This window comes from Nostoc sp. DedQUE02 (genome assembly GCF_034531035.1).
Classification (GTDB): domain Bacteria; phylum Cyanobacteriota; class Cyanobacteriia; order Cyanobacteriales; family Nostocaceae; genus Nostoc.
Genome location: NZ_JAVRBY020000030.1, coordinates 44,664 through 62,562, shown reverse-complemented (window position 1 = coordinate 62,562; position 17,899 = coordinate 44,664). Strand labels below are relative to the sequence as shown.

Below are 17,899 nucleotides of genomic sequence, written 5' to 3'. Positions count from 1 at the left end.
AAATATATTGATTTTAGGGAATTTCTCCCTTAATTTAAGTGCATTTCAATCAAACTACTAACTAAACTAGCAGCATTTCGGATAATTTTTCATATCTTAGGTTGGATATAACACATAGCAATGCTGATATTTGATTTGAAGTAAGCAGAAATACTACTATAGGAATCCGGTTTGATTACTGAAATCACTTGGCTTAGTAGGCAATAGGTAATAGGCAATAGGCAAGAGGATTTTAGAAGATTAAGGTATACCGAATTTTTTTCACGCAATCAAATATGAGTCCTATATAAGTACAAATAACAAAAATCTTTAATATCAAATAAGATACTCTTATGGATATTAAAAATAATATAAACAAAAAAAGGTACTGTTAAGTACAATTTTGTAGTGCTATTGAATAGACCTCTTGCAAAAAGTCCCTAACACCGCAATATGGTTCGGATAAGCATTTTTCATTTTTCTTGTGGTCTGGGGAATGGGTAAGGGGTAAAGGGTAAAGGATGTATTCAAAACCTTTCCCCTTTTCCCTTTCCCCTTTAACCGAACCGTATTGCTTAACACCCCACCCCCAGCCCCTCACCGCAAGCGGTGAGGGGAGCGTTTGCTTTATTCAAATGCGGGGTGAGGTTGTTTATTTTTGATTTATGCAAGAGGTCTAATATAAACCAGTTAAATCGGTGGTTAGAAACTGCGACTACATGAAGCTTTTCCTACCTCTGTGGGTTTCAAACCCCGAATTTTCCTTAGTCCACGGAGGCGGGCTTTGCCTGTGTAGCCGCGAATTACTTGATGCTTGCTCCTTAGTTAACCGATCAGGAAGTAATCTACAAACCCATTGAGTATAAAATAATTCGGTCATGGAGATGATCGGGCAAAATATGCTTCAGCACAGCTCCAATTTTGGCATCTTGTCCAACGAGATAACGTGTCTTGGGTTGTTTTGCAGTCAGCGCATGGACAACAGCCTGAGCGACAATATCCGCAGAAATTCCTTTAGATGCGAGAATCTGCATTTTCTTGCGGACAATATTCATCGCTTGACCGTAGAGATTTTGTGCCGATTGTGGTAAATCGTCCTGCGCTATTTCAGATTGACTTATGGATTTTTCCCAGATTGGGGTAGCGATAGAACCAGGTTCAACAATTGAAACGGAGATTCCCCAAGGGCGTAACTCCATCCGCATCACATCAGTGAGTGCTTCCAAGGCAAATTTAGAAGCATTGTAAGCGCCCAAAAACGGCGTTGGACTCCTACCAGCAATGGAACCCATATTGACAATTCGACCTCGACTTTGGCGTAATAGACCAAGAAATGCTTGCGTAACTGCTAATTGTCCGGTGACATTAACCTGCATCTGGTGTTGAAATTCAGCGATCGCTAATAATTCTAACGGCCCAGGGACAGCAATTCCAGCATTATTCACTAAACCTAAAATCCCCGCACCACCAACTGCATTTGTTACCTTATCAACCGCAGCTGCGATCGATTCAGCATCAGTAACATCTAAAAAAATCGGAATGAGCTTTTGTGAACCTTTCTGTTTAAGTGTTTGAGCATCAATATCTTGACGCACTCCAGCAAAAACAGAGAATCCCAATTGGTCTAAAAGCAAAGCACACGCCTGACCAATTCCTGTTGAGGCTCCTGTAACCACTACTGTACGTTGATTTTCTACAACCATTAATTTTCTGTTATGATGGATTGCCGTAATTCCTAATGACGCTCGCGCAGCGTTAACAAGTCCGCGAGCGTCATTACGAATTACGAATTACGAATTACGAATTAGATATCAATCTTTGCAAGTGCCAGCACGAAGGCAATCTTCGGTTTGGTCGTCTCTAGCCGAAATTTGCCACGGTAAGATGCGTGACTGAGCATTTGTACTGTAAGCAATTAGAGTAGCTATTGTGGGAAACTGATTTTTAACAATTGTCACATCAATACTACAAATATTGCCTAGCTCAACATTGTATAAATAAACAGGCAATGCCATTAGAGCAATGCAAATTTTCCGGTTCATACCCAACCTCAGCTAGAAATTTCCGATTACGCTATGTATAGATGCCACCTTGATGAACCGGATTTCTAAAACTGAGTATTAAATGTTGATGTTGTGTGAATTTACTCAGCGCTACTGGCCGCAGAGACGTAATTTCTAAATTATCGGTTCCACCTTTTTTTAGGTTAGGCATTGCCTACAAGATGGCTTCCTACTAAATTATGCAGATGCAAACCTAAAAAACAGGATAAAAAACCCGCAACACCTAAAAACATATCTTAGTAACTGCATTCCCCAGATAAAATAATGAAGAATGCTGAGTCACCGAAATGGTCGATGACCGACAGACACTCATGATACAAAACCCTAAATTTATTTATGGGGATTGTTAATTTTGAATTTTGTACGCCCTTGGCGTTCCCGTAGGGTATTTTGAATTTTGAATTCGGAGCGAAGCGACGTGACGCCTTCACAAGACGTAGATACTGTAAACGTTCCCAACATCGATCCAGAAGGATATGGCAATTCAGACACCGATCCTCTTGATGAGTTGCCTGGTGAAGTCGAAATGTCCCTTTTCGACCACCTAGAAGAGTTGCGACAGCGAATTTTTTATTCGTTGATTGCCGTAGCAGTGGGCATTATTGGCTGTTTCTTTGCCGTTAAGCCAATTGTCCAGCTACTTGAGGTTCCAGCACAAGGAGTAAAGTTTCTCCAACTTGCACCTGGAGAATATTTCTTTGTCTCCCTGAAAGTCGCAGCCTACACTGGCTTCGTACTTACTAGTCCTTTTATTCTTTACCAAATTATTCAGTTTGTACTTCCAGGATTGACTCGTCGTGAACGCCGTTTACTGGGGCCTGTGGTTTTGGGTTCGAGCGTGCTATTTGGGGCGGGGTTGGTATTTGCCTATTTACTTCTTATCCCCGCAGCATTGAAATTTTTCATCAGCTACGGAGCAGATGTAGTTGAACAACTTTGGTCAATTGATAAATATTTTGAATTTGTGCTGCTACTGTTATTCAGCACTGGTTTAGCATTTCAAATTCCTATTATTCAACTGTTGCTCGGTAATTTAAACATTGTCTCGTCGAAACAGATGGTTTCTGGTTGGCGTTATGTGATTATGGGAGCAGTGATTTTAGGAGCCGTCCTGACACCTTCTACTGACCCTCTAACTCAAAGTCTTTTGGCAGGAGCCGTTTTAGGGCTTTATTTCGGTGGTGTTGGACTGGTGAAGCTTACAGGTAAATAACATCTGGAATAGGTAAAAAGATTTTCCTGCTCAGTTTTTGACCAAATGTTTATTAGCTATAGTGATTTTGAAAAAATCGAGATTCATGTTGGCAAAGTCATTAAAGTCGAAGATTTTCCTAAAGCTAAAAAACCAGCTTATAAATTGTGGATAGATTTTGGCGATTTGGGCATCAAAAAATCTAGTGCCCAAATTACTAAACTTTATCAACAAGAGGAATTAATCAATAGATTAATATTAGCTGTAACTAACTTTCCACCCCGTCAAATTGCCGATTTTATCTCGGAAGTTTTAGTCTTAGGAGTGGTTTTAAATGATGGGGAAGTTGTGTTAATTCAGCCAGATAGAAATGTGGCAGTAGGCAAAAGAGTTTTTTAGCACATTATGGAAATTTTAGAGAAAAATACTGTAATTAATTAGAAAATTATTCATTTTAATGCAATAGCTGGTCATAATATCCATTCAGAAGAACGTTCACCCAAATCTAGAGGAATGCTAACAGCTTTGCCGAGGCGGGGGCGATCGCGTGTTTGGGCAATAAAAGTTTGTACCTGTGTTGACCCACCCAAGGCATGAAGATAATTGGCAATGCTATCGAGATGGTCTTGGTACTCCGCCTCGCTCAAGGGAAAAGAAGCTTGCTCCAGATACTTCCACATCACTTGCAAAAATATCTTTCCCTGTGCCCGCCGGAACTGGACATCGTAAGAATATCCCCACTTATCAAGCAATATCTGACGTAATTCCTGTCCTGTCATAGCTTTTCTCAATCAGATTTTACATTTAGTTATGATGTTAAGTTCCGTGACTCCAGTATGATAAGGATATAAAGAAATGTAATGCTAACAGAAAAGATGCTTTTTATATCTTGGAACAAAGAAGTATGGCATCGTTGTGAGCGCTAGCATTTCGACTTAGACAAGAGTTCCTCAAGTACTAGTACTTTTGTCAAAATGCTTAACAAAATACACAAAGAGCGCGTAGATTATGGCTCAATTTTCTGAATCAGCAGACGTGCCCGATATGGGGCGTCGTCAGTTCATGAATCTGCTCACTTTTGGGACTGTCACTGGAGTGGCTCTGGGTGCATTGTATCCCGTTGTCAACTACTTTATTCCACCCGCAACTGGTGGTGCTGGTGGTGGTGTAACGGCAAAAGACGAGCTAGGTAACGATGTTAGTGTCAGTAAATTTCTAGAAAATCGTAATGCAGGCGATCGCAACCTAGTCCAAGGACTAAAGGGAGATCCTACCTATATTGTGGTAGACAGCAAAGAGGCGATCAAAGATTATGGCATTAATGCCATCTGCACCCACTTAGGTTGTGTTGTGCCCTGGAACATTGCTGAGAACAAATTCAAATGTCCTTGTCATGGTTCCCAGTATGACGAAACTGGTAAAGTGATTCGCGGCCCAGCACCGTTGTCTTTACCTTTGGCTCATACCAATGTAACCGACGACAAAATCGTTTTAACCCCTTGGACTGAAACCGACTTCCGCACGGGTGATGCAGCTTGGTGGGCTTAATAATTTTGTCCTTAGTCCTTAGTCATTCGTCCTTTGTTCAGGGCTTAATGACTAATGACTAATGACCAATGACTAATGACTAATTCAATCGTTGCCCTTATTAGAGATGAGAAATGTTTTCTTAAGAGCGAGGTTAACTCGCAGCGCTAGAGCGATTGTAAAAACATTGCTCATAGCGATCGCTACTGTGACATTTTACTTCACCAGCGATCTAACTCTTCCCCAATCTGCTGCCGCCTATCCCTTTTGGGCACAGCAAACCTATCCCGAAACCCCCCGCGAACCGACAGGGCGGATTGTTTGTGCCAACTGTCACCTAGCCGCCAAGGTTACAGAAGTGGAAGTACCTCAATCGGTGCTACCTGACACTGTATTCAAAGCTGTGGTGAAAATCCCTTACGATTTGGCTGCCCAGCAGGTTGGTGCCGATGGTTCTAAGGTTGGCTTGAACGTCGGTGCTGTACTGATGCTACCTGAAGGCTTTAAGATTGCTCCTGAAGACCGTCTTTCCGAAGAACTTAAAGAAGAAGTTGGCGACACTTTCTACCAACCCTACAGCGAAGATAAAGATAACGTCGTCATCGTCGGTCCCTTACCCGGTGAACAGTATCAGGAAATCGTCTTCCCAGTTCTTTCTCCCAACCCCGCAACCGACAAAAACATCCACTTCGGTAAATATTCAGTTCACGTAGGTGGTAATCGCGGACGTGGACAAGTTTATCCTACTGGCGAAAAGAGCAACAACGCTGTCTACAACGCTTCTGCTACTGGCACAATTACCAAGATTGCCAAAGAAGAAGATGCAGATGGTAACGTCAAATATCAAGTCAACATCCAACCTGAATCGGGTGATGTGGTTGTTGATACGATTCCTTTAGGGCCAGAATTGGTTGTTTCCGAAGGGCAAGCAGTTAAAACTGGTGAAGCTTTGACCAACAACCCGAATGTCGGTGGATTCGGTCAAGCAGATGGAGAAATCGTACTTCAAGATGCCTCTAGAGTCAAATGGTTGATTGCGTTCATCGCTCTTGTCATGTTGGCTCAAGTTATGCTGGTGCTGAAGAAGAAGCAGGTTGAAAAAGTCCAAGCTGCTGAGATGAATTTCTAAATTTTTTGCGAAATCATTCCTTGTAGGACAGGCATCTTGCCTGTCTTTTTTATAAAATTTGCAGAACAACTAATGTCATATCATCAGTGTTTTGCTTATCATCACCAATGAATTGCTGAACTTGGTCAAACAGGTAATCCACAATCTCCTGTGGCCCATTGCAGTACTTGCAAGCCGTATTGAAGCTAGCAACAAAATTGTCTTCATCGAAGCGATCGCCACCAGCAGCAGCAGCATCGGTCAAACCATCTGTATAGTAGATAATTGTATCCCCAGGTTCTAATTGTACCTGGGCATCTTCATATTGGCTGTTAGCATCCAAACCGATTAGCATTCCTAGAGTATCTAAACGGCTGACAGTTTTTGTCGCCGCGTGCCACCACAAGGGAGGATTATGTGCCGCATTGCTATAAGACAAAATTCGGTTATGGGGATTATATTCTGAGTAAAATAGCGTTACAAAGCGGTGGGAATTTTCCAAATCCGCATACATAACTCTATTTAAATTTTGTAGAATTCTGGCTGGAGAATTACCATGTAGCACTTCTCCCCGTAGCATTCCCCGCATCATCGTCATAATCAGACCAGCAGGCACACCTTTGCCCATGACATCTCCAATAACCAAACCCCAGCGACTAGTTTCTGTACCGCTTTTAATCTTGGGCTGAATCTTATTGTTATTAGTAGCAATAAAGTCATAGTAATCTCCGCCGACGCGATTGGCAGGTTTACACCGTGCCGCCAGGACTGCACCAGGGATTGTAGGGCATTGCCGTGGTAAAAGTCGCCGTTGAATTTCTGCGCCAATTTCCAGTTCTTGGTCTAAGCGTTCTTTTTTTCTTAGTTCTACAGCTAGTTCATCGTTTTCGATCGCTACTGCTGTTTGATCTGCCACTAACCTAACTAACTTTTGCCTAGTTTCTGTCCAACTATATTCTGGATCGCGACTCAAGACATAGAGCCATCCCCGTTCTGTATGCTTCACCAGAATCGCCGTACCAAAGATTTGCACATCTGGCCCCAAATAGCGATGCATCTGGTCATCCAAAATTCCTGTGGTATTCGCTAAGGGGGCAGTATTAGGTACAAGTGTGATTTGACTGGTAGCTATTTCTAGTGCTTTGCGAATATTCTTTCGCTGGCGACTGTCTTGCCAATGTAACTGTTCTAACCTGATTTGACCATTAGGTTTGTAGAGAAACAGGGCGCTGCCGTCTGCATCTGTCACTCTTGTTGCCATCAGTGGTATCAGTTCCAAAAACTGATTCAAATTATTGAAACTTCTCAGGGCAAATCCTAAAGAACTGAGCAAATCTTGAATTTTGTTCTGTTCCCGGTGCAACCTTGCCACAAGTTCTTTAAGTGCCACGACTGGTGTGACATCTGTCGCGGCACTACTATTGTTATCAGTGGGTTGAGAGGGCAGTTGAGACACAGGTACAGGTATTATTGCACTTTAATATTGGCAGATTTTAGATTACTTATAAATCTTTTGGCTTTGGCATTGTTAAACCATATTTAGACAAGACCTGTCATTTTAGCAAGAGTATAAAGACGTAACAGGCAAATTTTATAAGTATTTTATTTGCTTATTCTATTTCTGATGGAATATTAGTCATTTCAAATCATGTGTTTTTAGTCCAAACCCAACCCGTAAAAATTACTAGTTTGTTTCGGTGATAATTCAGAAGGTTTTTCTTTTTTTCATAACTTAATTCCCAAAGCATATCTCTAAAGTCATAGAAATACTTTATTCAAAGAATAATTAATAACGCTTTGAGAGTGACTGTTCGGCCAGAAGCACAAGAAGACTAGAAGTCTTTTGATCGAAAACCTCTAGAAGCGCTCAAATCGAGCTTGGTTTGGTAAAACATAGTTACATTTATTCTCAAACCTGAAAATATGTAAATAAGTCTTCAAATACTTAATTTGTATACCATAATTGCCAAGGAACTTTCAGTAAAAAAAACATCTCATTCCTGCGGCACGCTCCGCGAACGTAGGAGCGCACAGGTGTGCTACAAATGTACAAATAATTTGGGATAATTTATTTTTTGTCAGTCCCCAAGATTGAGCTTTTGAGTCCACGGTCTATGATTCTTTAAAGTCCTGAAGGCCGGAAGCCGTCCTTTTGTTGAGGTAGGCGCTGGATAGGCAGTTGAAGCTCGGATATTTACTACTTTGTCAAGTTAGTAATGAAGGGTTTGTAGTCAGAACTTTAGTGCTTAGAAAATAAAGATTAAAGTTCTGATTACAAACTTGCTTACCCACTAATTTAAACTTGACAAACTACTACTCTTAAGCAAGTTAAACACAACGTGTCGCTCTTTCGACTCCTAAAGCAGTTGCTTCTTTTGTGGTTGCCGTTGCGCGAACAAGTAGTTGAAATTTTAGCAAAAGTCACACATTGATTGTGAAAAACGTATGGTTTTAGGACTTGAGCCGTTTCCAGCATTTTATTTCTAGTGAGTTCAAGTGATGATACCAGATCAGTTATCCCTAAATTTATCAGTTTGTCAAGAAAAATTTTTAACTCCAAATTTTTCAATTAGCCACTCAAGAGAGCTTCGACAAACTCATAGCTCGAAAACGGGCGCAGGTCTTCAATTCCTTCGCCAGCACCAATAAAGCGAATAGGTAAACCTAGTTGTTGCACAACTGCCAGAGCAACACCGCCTTTGGCAGTGCCATCGAGCTTAGTTAAGACAACGCCACTCAGTTGGGCAGCTTGGGAAAAAACTTCAGCTTGCCGCAGTCCATTCTGACCTAAAGTGGCATCTAGAACCAAAAGAGATTCTACTTTGGCATTTGGGGCTTTTTTGTCGATAATTCGCCGGATTTTACCGAGTTCGTCCATTAAATTTTTCTTGTTTTGCAGTCGTCCAGCTGTATCTACCAAAAGTAATTCAGTTTGACGCGCTTGAGCTGCGGCGATCGCATCAAATACAACTGCTGCTGGATCTGTATTCTTTCCCGGATTGGCAATTACATCCACGCCACTTCTACTACCCCAAACCTTCACCTGTTCCACGGCGGCGGCGCGGAAGGTGTCTGCTGCCCCAATCAAGCATTTATAGCCAGATTTTTGTCCCAGATGGGCAATTTTGCCGATGGTAGTGGTTTTACCGGCACCATTTACTCCAGTGATTAACCAAATGTTTAAGGTGTCTTTTTCTGGGGTAAAGGTAGTTTTGTGGGATGTAATACTTGGCGCATCCAGCATATCCCGGAGGATTTTTTTTAGATAAGCGATCGCTTCTTCCGGTGCAGTAACTTCTTCTCGAAGTTTTGTCTGTAGAGCATTGATAATAAAGTCTGTCGCCTCTACACCCACATCAGCTTGCAGGAGCAATGCCTCAATTTCCGTCACAGCAGCAAGGTTTAGCGGCCCTTGACCAACGATCGCCTTCAGTTGGTTAAGAATACTACGACGAGTTTTGTCTAACCCTTGCCGGAGCTTTTTCAGCCAGGTAATTTCTTCAATAGAAACGTCTTCTGCACTCCTACCTTGAGCTGCTAGAACTTTCGCCGACCAGACAAACCCATCATCAAAGTCTAGTCCAGGAATTTCTTCTTCTACATCTGAAGTTGTAGCTACTGGCTGTGCTACCTCCGGTTCTGGAACTTCAATGGCGGTGGCTATTAGTTGTTCCAGTTTTGCTTGCCGTTCTGCTGCTGCCCGTTCTAAGAACGATAAGGCAGCTGGTGGTGTTGGTTGTGTTGCCTCTGGCGTAGCTAGTGCTTCGGTGGATGTTGGTTCAACTTCACTTACCGTGAGTTCCGGGCTAGAGACATCTGGCTGATCGCTAATTGCTGCCACTGAAGAATCTTCTATATTTTCTTCCTCGGTAGCTGCCTGGATAACTTCTGGCTGTGCTGTTTCTAGGGTTGTACTAACAGGTTCCTCAGTTGCTTCTGGTTCAGTGATTTCCGCAATTGCCGTTTCTGCGGTTTCAGATTGTGCTGAAGTATCTGCTAAATCAGATGAAGTTTCTCCTACCTCACCTTGTTGTTTTTGTTGAATATTTTTGTAGGCAGCTTTAGCAAATGCCAACAAATCTGCCGTTGTGTCTGGTGCAGTTTCAGCTGATGCTGTTGACGTTTCGGCTGGCTCTGGTTGGGGTTCTTGTGCAGGAGTGGCTTCTTGCTGTTTTTTATCAGAGGAAGTGTTAGAGGAATCGTTATGTTGACGACGGAACCAATTAAAAACCATTGCAGCAGTATTGATTATATGAGTTATTAGTTATAGTTATGAGTTTAATTTAACTTGGGGCATTGGGCACTTGTACTGAGCTTGTCCTGAGCGTAGTCGTTGGCGCACTTGTACTGAGCGAAGCCGAAGTAGCCTCTCGTAGAGAAGGGCGTAGTCGAAGTATTGGGTATTGGGTATTGGGCATTGGTCAATAATCAATAGTTCTCTTCCCCTGCTTCCCCTGCTTCCCCTGCCCCCCGGTCACTGAGCGTAGCCGAAGTGCTGCTCCCCTTATCTTGCTCATCCTCCTCATTTGGGGAAGTAAGTATAAAAGGCTATGCTGTTTTCTTCTGCTCAGTAACTCGGCGCAAAACACCGTTAATAAATCGATGACCATCGTCGCCACTGTAACGTTTGGCTAGCTCCACAGCTTCGTTGATGGCGATACTATCTGGAACTCCTAAGAACTTCATTTCTGCCACAGCGATTTGCAAGATATCGCGGTCAATTTGAGCGAGACGAGTTACTTGCCAATCTACTAAGGCACTAGAAATGAGTTCATCTATAATGTGTCGATTTTCGTTGACGGTAATCACAAGCTCTTTAGCGTAATTCCGAACTCCCTTATCCTGATTAGCTAACTGAATCAATACGGGGAAATCAACTGCCGTACCCAACTGATTGATTGCCGTCTGGGTACAGGCGATCGCTTCTTGAAGCATTGTTCTGGCAGTATTGAGGTCGGAGGCCCGGGTTTGGCTACTCAAAAGGCGATCGTTACTACGTTGTAGTTCACCTGCGGCATTATCGAGGGTATCTTGCACTTCTGAGGTCAGAGTGCGTACTGCTCCTAGCACCAACTTGGATACTAGTTGATCGTCTTCCAATTTCTCTAATTTCTTTGGGCTGACTGGCAATTGGCTAAGGCTTAAAAGCGCCAATTCACGGGCAATTTGCTGAGGTTTCCGGGGTTGCATAAAAGTGAATGGTGATTGTGCGAGAACTGATTAACTAGGCGGAACAAACTTACAAGTTTATCAATTTTGGCACAGTCAAACAACAACATTACGCATTTGCTTGTAACTTTGCCAGATTGATTTTAAGTTTCTTCAACGGCAATAACCTGCTGTTTGGTTTCGTCGTGTTTCATTTCCAGTGTGGACTCTTTGGGGAAAACCAAAGGCGTATTGGGAGCGACAATGCCACCTGATACAATTATTTTAAAGGCGTCTTCAATGGAGATGGAGAGGTTTACCACCTCATCTTCAGGAACGACTGCATACCATCCGGTAGTCGGATTCGGGGTAGTAGGGATAAAAACACTTAGCACGGGGCGAGGCATCTGGGCTTGGATATCACTGCTGATTGCACCAGTGACAAAGGCGATCGCCCAAATTCCTCGCCGGGGATACTCTACCAAAATTACACGGCGAAACTTGCCATTAGAATCTTTTAGAATTGTTTCTAAAAGCTGTTTGAGAGTTTTGTATACCTGTCCTGCTAAAGGAATTGCCTGTAATAATCGCTCACCAAAATCTAACAACCATCGCCCAGCAATATTACGAGCCATCAAGCCCATTAAGAGTATACTTAGTAAGGGTACAGCTAATCCTACTAATAAATTCAGTATATTTACTAAAACTGGGTTCAATCCATCAAAGGGATTTAATTGTTTGGGAATTTGGGTGAGGAAGTTGATTACCCAAGTAGCAACGCTAATGGTCAGCCAGATAGTGGTTGCTAGGGGAATTATTACCAACAAACCAGCAATCAGGTCGTTTTTTAAGTCCTGTTTTAGGCGATCGATTCCCAAGCCCCGATTCTCCTGTTTTAAGCTAGAGGAACTTTTTTTATTGGTATCCATACCAGCAGATTCGTCAAATTCCGAAGACTTCAACTTTCTTGAGTTTCTGCCACAAGTAACTGTCTAAAACGCTAGCAAGTTGGTTGCTGCCTCAAAAACACATACTTGTTGCTGGAAATCAGCTATTTTCCTACAAGCATACACATAGACGTTAACCAATCCGATGGCGATTGGTTATTTTCAGAGGATGTTACTTTTCTTTGTAAGACTTGTAAACGATTGTTGCAAGTCCTTAGGTATTACTAATCTACCGCGCTCAATCAAAAGCTGCTCATGATTGTAAAAGTACCATCAGGGAAACTCAAAAATTCCGTATTGCTCAATCAAGGGACGATTTCGTAAACTTATAAAATTCTTACCCTACTTCCCCTGTACCCCTGCCTACCTAAATTCATCCCACTGTTGTGCAACGCCAAGAATTCTTTTATCTGGTCAGTCGCTCACATTTAAGCAGGAGCGGCTTTTATGAAAGTGTTCTGTTAAAAATATTAATTTATTATGGTGGTTTTGTTTAAATGTAATACGCCGTAGGGGCACACAGCTAACTATGCACCCCTACTTCTGAATTCTGATTTTGCGATCGCTGCTTATTGATTATACTGGGAATTCTGCTAATCTTCAGTTCCCTTTATGCCACATCAACCTGTGTAGTTTCTTCAGAATCCGCGTACTGTACCTGTTGTGTAGACTCTTTTGCCAAAATTGCTGTTGCATCTAAATTAGGTTTTGGTAGATACTTCATTTCCCAGACTTTGAGCAAAATCAGATATTCGTAGAATGCCTGCAATGTACACCAAGCAATTCCGGCACGTCCATCTAAACAACCGCCTAAGATAAAATACATATATACAAATCTTAGCAACGGTCTGGCGGGTAAACGTAAAGACAAATCTTTCAAGGCGCGGCGTCTTTCGATTTCCGATTTACCAAAGAATAAATCTTGCCAGTTGACCTTTCCTTGTTCTAGTTGAAACAGTGTTTCTTGAGCTTCATCTGTAGAATAACGGTTATGCTTTTCAATCCAACGACTCAAGCCTTTGCTACAAGTGTAATGTGGATATGTTTCTTTTAAAAAGCTAGTTGCACCCTCACAAACTTCTCGCTCAGTATGACCGTAGTCTGTGAACCACACTTTACCGTGGCAAAAGAGTCGCATTTGGTAACGGGGATACTGTGTGCTGTAGCGAATCCAACAATTCATAAACATCACACGTTCCGCCACATAGTAACCAATGTAGTCTGGATTCTGACTTGCCTTTTCGCATTCCGCAAACAGTTCTGGTGTCATGCGCTCGTCAGCTTCGAGAATGTAAACCCATTCGTGCTTCGGGAGGATAGACTCTAACATCCAGGTGCGTTGGCGTCCGTGGCTTTCAAAAGCATGTTGGACGACGCGGATAGGATAGCGACTGGCGATTTCCACAGTGCGATCGCTACTGCATGAATCCACAACAATAATGTCATCCGATAGCATCGCCGATTCGATACAAGCAGCAATATCTAGTTCTTCGTTATATGTCAGTATGTAAATTGAGAACATTACCCAAGTTTTATAGCGATTTTACTCAGTGATAATTGTCTTTTTATTGTTATTAGCTATTAGACGCATGGCAGTATCAGCCGTCATTCAAGAGGCAGGAGGTAGAAGGCAGGACACAGGAATAACCGACACTTAAATTTTTTTAACTGGGTTTTTGGCTCAGAACTAAAGTAATCAATTATACTTCTTTTCTCCTGACTTCTGCCTTCTTTTATAATTTTTAGATACGTCTTAACTGCCATGCCAATAGTGGATTAGCGGGCAGCAGGTCTAGGTTTACCACCTTGTACAGCACCCCTACCTCTTAAGCCTGTCCAGCCGATGATAATGTAACCAATGGATAACAGCAAACTGCTAATTCCAATCCGCAGCCCAGACTTCCAAGCAGTATCTTTAGCTTGTTGCTGCGCTTCGTCTCTGCGCTGGCGAACTTGGCTCAGTTGTTGAGTTTGCAGCGTTTGAACATCTGTTTGTTGTTCGATAGCTTTGTCAAGTACTTGAGGATTTGTTTTAGCCTTCTTCAGTAACTCTTTAATGTTTGCGGGAATTTGAGGGCTTTCAAGTGCTTGCTTATATTTTTGATCATCTTTGAGGATTTCACTAAACTGAGCTTTGGTTTGGTTTCGCAGCTGCTCTAGTTGCGCTTTTCCTTGCTCAGTATTCAGTTGTGCTTGCAATTGCGACAACCGAGTGTTCAGTTGATTTTCTGCCTGATCTGCTTCTTGGGTGATTCGGTTGAGTGTTTGAGTCTTAGCTTGATTGACGTTGTTTAGGTGCAGGGGAAAAATTAGCAAGAACATCAACCCTAAAATACTTGAGAGAATTAGAGCGGGAAATCTTAAATCGACACCTTGCGGGCGATCGCTTCCTACATCAGCATTATCAATCCAATAGGCGGCAAACAGAAGCCCCAAACCTACTAAAGGAACAATTCCCCGATCTACGAGTGCTGTTGCCAAGTTGATTTGCCATACCCGATCAGTCGGTTGAAAGGGTAACAATAGAATCAAAAAATCAACGAAAAACGACAAAATACAGATGATTCCAACTACCTTAAGTGTGAGGGCAGGACTCACGGAAGCAAAACGGTTAACCATAGTTTTTCAAACTGGCGGTGAATACGAGTGATTTTCATATTTCAAGCTACTTAAATATTGTGCCTATGACCGTGCCTGTTGTGTAGAAATATAAAGCAGATTCAATATTGATAAAAGCTATCTGCCTCTTGGTTTTCAACTAGGCCACAGTAGCATTTGTTATGTATAGTGTCTTCAGGAAATTCCTGGTGCTTTAAGATACGAAGATAATGCGTGGCTGAAGCAAAAGACTCATTAATTACTTAATCGCTTGTAATACAGGCATTTTCTATGGACTCACAAATGTGCATTGGTGTCAACTTAGCGTGAAAGCCTCATCAAGACGTGATACTAAGTTCATTTACTTACGGTTACTCACCGCGTCACCCTACCACGGTTTTGTCTAAAGCCGAAACCGCCCCTCCCCAAAGCATCGGGGAGGAGTTGGAGGTGGGGTAAAATGCCTGTGGGATAAGCGTTTTAACTTAAGTTGACATATCTGACAGATGTGTACCCCTAGCGTGTCTTGCATCAATACAAAAATTGCTGTGTGTCTCTCATCTCCCTTATTTATCTATCTCTCTTGCAAGGGCTTGTTCCCAAATCGGCAGATCCTCTGGTCGGTCAACATCAGCTAAAGGCGACAAGTTCACATAAGATAAATTAAGTTTTTGGGCAATGTCTACAGTTGTCTGGAATACTTGAGCAGTTCCCCACTTGATGTTGACGAATAACTCCGGGATGGATTGGCGCAAACCAATTAAGTAATATCCACCATCGATCGCAGGGCCAAGTACCAGATCAAAAGCCTGTAACTTTTCAAAGGCTGTTGCTAAAATCTGGGTATTGACTCCAGGACAATCTGTACCGATGATCGTTACTTTTTCTGCACCAGATTGAAAAGCATCGAAAAGCGATCGCGCCATCCGCAAACCTAAATCCCCTTCACCTTGAAACTGGTAAACCAAATCCAACCCCAGCCAGTCTTGCATAAGTTGCAAATCGCCACCTGTAAACCGCACTTCCACAGATATGTCAATGGCTTTTTGCAATTCTTGAACCTGAAATATTGTATATTCAGTCATCTGGCGTTGAAGATTGGCAGCACCAACAGTTCCCAAAACAGGTATCAATCGGGTTTTTGTCTTACCCGGTTCTGGATAGCGAGTAAAAATAATCAGGTGCTGTTTCGAGTTTCCTAGTAAGTTCAGCACACAATACCTTATTTGAATAAACTAAAAATATTTTAATTTAAATATAGGATTCATATTTGATTTATTAAAAAATTCAATACAACTCAAAGAGGCTTCTTGCCTATTGCCTATTGCCTATTACCTATTACCTATTGCTTCCTACACAAATAAGTTTATAAATCAAATCGGATTGCTATATATTTCTTCAAGAGCATAAACGTGTTTCATCTGAGATTGATTAATTACATCCATTATCCTTATCAGTCCGCATTGCGCCTAGTAAAGTTGAAACGAAAACGCACCCTTTAGTAGCACTGTTATTCCGAGGCATGAAGGTAATTTTACCCAGTTGTCCATTTACAGAACCATCATACTTGAACTGTACTCGATAGTAGCTAGTACTAGGAATTTGATCAAAATTGGAAGTAAATGCAATTGCTTTAGGGTTATCTGTAATCAAGGATTTTGCATTGGTGGTTTGACAAGAAGTTCCAGGTTGTATAGAAGCTAAAACTTGATTGCCGTCATCCCAAAAACAAGCCTGCCAAAGAACTCTTTCACGTTTGGCATTAGCTTGGGCATCACGTAATAGTGTCAGTGCTGTATTTTTTGCAGTATTTACCCTTTGGCGATTCAGAAATCCCAGCCAGCCAGGAATTGCGATCGCAGATAGTACACCAATCATGAGAATAACTACAAGTAGTTCAATTAAAGTGAAACCACCTTCTGATTGCTCTGATATAAATTGTTTTTTCATCTTTATTTATAATTCAGCTATGATTCTGGAATTTTATTAATAACGCCACGCATAAGTACTTGAGTTTGTAAAATAGGAGTATAACTATTAGTTGTTACTCCTGTTTTGCCGTTAGCATTACCCCTCAAATAGATCACTACATCTTGATTGACTCCACTGGCAACTGCTGTTGATCCTGAAGCTGGCACAGCAGTCCTAACACAGGCAAAAAAACTATTACTAGTGCTGCTTGAAGGAGTACGAATATAGTTAGTGCCACATGTAGGTAAAGTACCAGTATTTGTTGCATCAGGAGCATCAACAAAATCTACTAAAGCAGCAGGATTAACGCCACTTGTTGATGGTAGAGATGCTTGCAAATTAGTACCATCACTAGATTTTCTTGGCCATATTTGAAATGAAGTACTATCTGTTTGCGATGGGTCTACATATCCTGTGGATTGGGTCAAGTCACTAGCGGAAATAGCACTATATTTACTTAGAGCATATCTTATAATCCTAGATTTTCCCCGCCAAGAGCTACCAGAAGTAGTTGATTGTAAATAAACAACCAATGTATAAGTCCGACGCTTAATTAAAAGGTCTAAACAATCTTGGTTTTTAGTAGCGTCAGTTATACCACTGCAAGTACCCAAGGTAGTCAAGGTAGCATCATCAATTACTTCCGGTTTCCAAAAAGCCAAAACAGGTTTTTGAGTAGTAGTAATTAATGATGTTGGTAAGTAGTTTTGCAACCCTGGGCAATAATCACTACTAGCTGTAGCACTAGCAGTTGGAGCAGTTCCTTGGACTGTAGTTGACATACAATTGTTGTCGTAAACATACACTGCCTCACGTAATTCTGCTGCCATGTAATTTAACGCCGTTTTCATTTCCTGTTGGGTTTCGTTGCGGGCATTTTCCCGACTGTCAACTTGCAGGAGATCTACAACCAGTGACAACAAAGCCGAAATAATCAAAGAAGCGATTAAGAGCGCTACCAAAAGTTCTATAAGGGTAAAGCCTGCTGTTTGGCTTTTTTTAGAATAAACCCACAACCAATTCAATAGCAATTTAAGATGTCTTTTCGTCATAGATTTTCAGCTTGATAAAAATAGCAAATATGACATTAAATAGGTCAAATTTAAAAAATATAAAATAGACCTATGGTTCCTTCATAAACAGTTTTGGAGGAAGTGAGGGTCAAAACATATCTGTTTGTAGTAGAAGTCTTACATTTTATTTAGTTAAGTTACTTAGGCAATATTCTAGGCTCGACTTCATCCATTTTTTATTGCAACATTATACTCATGTGAATTCGTTGCACGAATGCTTAAGCTAAAACCTTTGTGGGACAGTAATTTTATTTTTTTAACTTATCGATAATCTGTGATGTTGAAGCTTTTTG

17 protein-coding genes are annotated in these 17,899 nt (G+C 41.6%); 4 read left to right on the top strand and 13 right to left on the bottom strand.

Annotation, left to right across the window (positions count from 1 at the left end; genetic code table 11):
• Positions 1 to 824: 824 nt before the first annotated feature.
• The 3 genes from RMX98_RS21470 to RMX98_RS21460 form a co-directional block, all read right to left on the bottom strand.
• Positions 825 to 1,682, bottom strand: a complete 858-nt coding sequence (locus tag RMX98_RS21470) for an SDR family NAD(P)-dependent oxidoreductase (RefSeq protein ID WP_322677521.1) — start codon at positions 1,680 to 1,682, stop codon at positions 825 to 827.
• Between the two features lie 108 nt (positions 1,683 to 1,790).
• Positions 1,791 to 2,021 carry a hypothetical protein gene (locus RMX98_RS21465; RefSeq protein ID WP_322677522.1) on the bottom strand — a complete coding sequence of 77 codons (231 nt, stop codon included), beginning with the start codon at positions 2,019 to 2,021 and terminating at the stop codon, positions 1,791 to 1,793.
• Between the two features lie 31 nt (positions 2,022 to 2,052).
• Positions 2,053 to 2,193 (bottom strand): hypothetical protein, encoded by a 141-nt coding sequence (locus tag RMX98_RS21460; RefSeq protein WP_322677523.1) that lies wholly within the window; start codon positions 2,191 to 2,193, stop codon positions 2,053 to 2,055.
• 267 nt (positions 2,194 to 2,460) lie between these two features.
• Between RMX98_RS21460 and tatC the strand changes: the two genes are divergently transcribed.
• Entirely contained in the window at positions 2,461 to 3,255 is a 795-nt protein-coding gene (gene tatC / locus RMX98_RS21455; protein ID WP_322677524.1) for a twin-arginine translocase subunit TatC, read from the top strand.
• A 45-nt stretch (positions 3,256 to 3,300) separates the two neighbouring features.
• Positions 3,301 to 3,633 carry a tRNA-binding protein gene (locus RMX98_RS21450; RefSeq protein WP_322677525.1) on the top strand — a complete coding sequence of 111 codons (333 nt, stop codon included), beginning with the start codon at positions 3,301 to 3,303 and terminating at the stop codon, positions 3,631 to 3,633.
• A 71-nt stretch (positions 3,634 to 3,704) separates the two neighbouring features.
• Here the strand turns inward: RMX98_RS21450 and RMX98_RS21445 are convergent, their stop codons facing one another.
• The gene (locus RMX98_RS21445; protein WP_322677526.1) at positions 3,705 to 4,013 is read right to left on the bottom strand and encodes a DUF3067 family protein; all 309 of its coding nucleotides are present in this window, start codon (positions 4,011 to 4,013) and stop codon (positions 3,705 to 3,707) included.
• Positions 4,014 to 4,242: 229 nt separating this feature from the next.
• On the opposite strand from RMX98_RS21445, the gene petC reads away from it, so the two are divergent.
• Together petC and petA are read left to right on the top strand one after the other, a co-directional pair.
• Positions 4,243 to 4,782, top strand: a complete 540-nt coding sequence (gene petC / locus RMX98_RS21440) for a cytochrome b6-f complex iron-sulfur subunit (RefSeq protein WP_322677527.1) — start codon at positions 4,243 to 4,245, stop codon at positions 4,780 to 4,782.
• A gap of 106 nt (positions 4,783 to 4,888) precedes the next feature.
• On the top strand, positions 4,889 to 5,890 hold the full coding sequence (gene petA / locus RMX98_RS21435) for a cytochrome f (protein WP_322677528.1): 1,002 nt from the start codon (positions 4,889 to 4,891) through the stop codon (positions 5,888 to 5,890).
• 49 nt (positions 5,891 to 5,939) lie between these two features.
• Here the strand turns inward: petA and RMX98_RS21430 are convergent, their stop codons facing one another.
• The 9 genes from RMX98_RS21430 to RMX98_RS21390 form a co-directional block, all read right to left on the bottom strand.
• On the bottom strand, positions 5,940 to 7,325 hold the full coding sequence (locus RMX98_RS21430; protein ID WP_322677529.1) for a PP2C family protein-serine/threonine phosphatase: 1,386 nt from the start codon (positions 7,323 to 7,325) through the stop codon (positions 5,940 to 5,942).
• A 1,113-nt stretch (positions 7,326 to 8,438) separates the two neighbouring features.
• Positions 8,439 to 10,103: a signal recognition particle-docking protein FtsY gene (gene ftsY, locus RMX98_RS21425; protein ID WP_322677530.1), complete on the bottom strand. Its 1,665-nt coding sequence runs from the start codon at positions 10,101 to 10,103 to the stop codon at positions 8,439 to 8,441.
• Positions 10,104 to 10,417: 314 nt separating this feature from the next.
• Complete coding sequence (gene nusB, locus RMX98_RS21420; protein WP_322677531.1) at positions 10,418 to 11,059, bottom strand: transcription antitermination factor NusB; 642 nt, start codon at positions 11,057 to 11,059, stop codon at positions 10,418 to 10,420.
• 122 nt (positions 11,060 to 11,181) lie between these two features.
• Complete coding sequence (locus RMX98_RS21415; RefSeq protein ID WP_322677532.1) at positions 11,182 to 11,946, bottom strand: DUF502 domain-containing protein; 765 nt, start codon at positions 11,944 to 11,946, stop codon at positions 11,182 to 11,184.
• 628 nt (positions 11,947 to 12,574) lie between these two features.
• Positions 12,575 to 13,486, bottom strand: a complete 912-nt coding sequence (locus RMX98_RS21410; protein ID WP_322677533.1) for a glycosyltransferase family 2 protein — start codon at positions 13,484 to 13,486, stop codon at positions 12,575 to 12,577.
• Positions 13,487 to 13,740: 254 nt separating this feature from the next.
• A complete protein-coding gene (locus RMX98_RS21405; protein ID WP_322677534.1) occupies positions 13,741 to 14,583 on the bottom strand; it encodes an HpsJ family protein in 843 nt (280 codons plus the stop codon).
• 545 nt (positions 14,584 to 15,128) lie between these two features.
• A complete protein-coding gene (locus RMX98_RS21400) occupies positions 15,129 to 15,776 on the bottom strand; it encodes a TIGR04282 family arsenosugar biosynthesis glycosyltransferase (protein ID WP_322677535.1) in 648 nt (215 codons plus the stop codon).
• A gap of 217 nt (positions 15,777 to 15,993) precedes the next feature.
• Entirely contained in the window at positions 15,994 to 16,512 is a 519-nt protein-coding gene (locus tag RMX98_RS21395; protein WP_322677536.1) for a type II secretion system protein, read from the bottom strand.
• Between the two features lie 17 nt (positions 16,513 to 16,529).
• Positions 16,530 to 17,585, bottom strand: coding sequence for a type II secretion system protein J (locus RMX98_RS21390; RefSeq protein ID WP_322677537.1), 1,056 nt, complete (start codon positions 17,583 to 17,585; stop codon positions 16,530 to 16,532).
• Between the last annotated feature and the right edge of the window lie 314 nt (positions 17,586 to 17,899).

Bases quoted from the DNA above. Each gene is read 5' to 3' on its own strand.
- RMX98_RS21470 (WP_322677521.1), bottom strand. From the start codon at position 1,682: ATGGTTGTAGAAAATCAACGTACAGTAGTGGTTACAGGAGCCTCAACA.
- RMX98_RS21465 (WP_322677522.1), bottom strand. From the start codon at position 2,021: ATGAACCGGAAAATTTGCATTGCTCTAATGGCATTGCCTGTTTATTTA.
- RMX98_RS21460 (WP_322677523.1), bottom strand. From the start codon at position 2,193: ATGCCTAACCTAAAAAAAGGTGGAACCGATAATTTAGAAATTACGTCT.
- RMX98_RS21450 (WP_322677525.1), top strand. From the start codon at position 3,301: ATGTTTATTAGCTATAGTGATTTTGAAAAAATCGAGATTCATGTTGGC.
- RMX98_RS21445 (WP_322677526.1), bottom strand. From the start codon at position 4,013: ATGACAGGACAGGAATTACGTCAGATATTGCTTGATAAGTGGGGATAT.
- petC (WP_322677527.1), top strand. From the start codon at position 4,243: ATGGCTCAATTTTCTGAATCAGCAGACGTGCCCGATATGGGGCGTCGT.
- petA (WP_322677528.1), top strand. From the start codon at position 4,889: ATGAGAAATGTTTTCTTAAGAGCGAGGTTAACTCGCAGCGCTAGAGCG.
- ftsY (WP_322677530.1), bottom strand. From the start codon at position 10,103: ATGGTTTTTAATTGGTTCCGTCGTCAACATAACGATTCCTCTAACACT.
- nusB (WP_322677531.1), bottom strand. From the start codon at position 11,059: ATGCAACCCCGGAAACCTCAGCAAATTGCCCGTGAATTGGCGCTTTTA.
- RMX98_RS21415 (WP_322677532.1), bottom strand. From the start codon at position 11,946: ATGGATACCAATAAAAAAAGTTCCTCTAGCTTAAAACAGGAGAATCGG.
- RMX98_RS21410 (WP_322677533.1), bottom strand. From the start codon at position 13,486: ATGTTCTCAATTTACATACTGACATATAACGAAGAACTAGATATTGCT.
- RMX98_RS21405 (WP_322677534.1), bottom strand. From the start codon at position 14,583: ATGGTTAACCGTTTTGCTTCCGTGAGTCCTGCCCTCACACTTAAGGTA.
- RMX98_RS21395 (WP_322677536.1), bottom strand. From the start codon at position 16,512: ATGAAAAAACAATTTATATCAGAGCAATCAGAAGGTGGTTTCACTTTA.
- RMX98_RS21390 (WP_322677537.1), bottom strand. From the start codon at position 17,585: ATGACGAAAAGACATCTTAAATTGCTATTGAATTGGTTGTGGGTTTAT.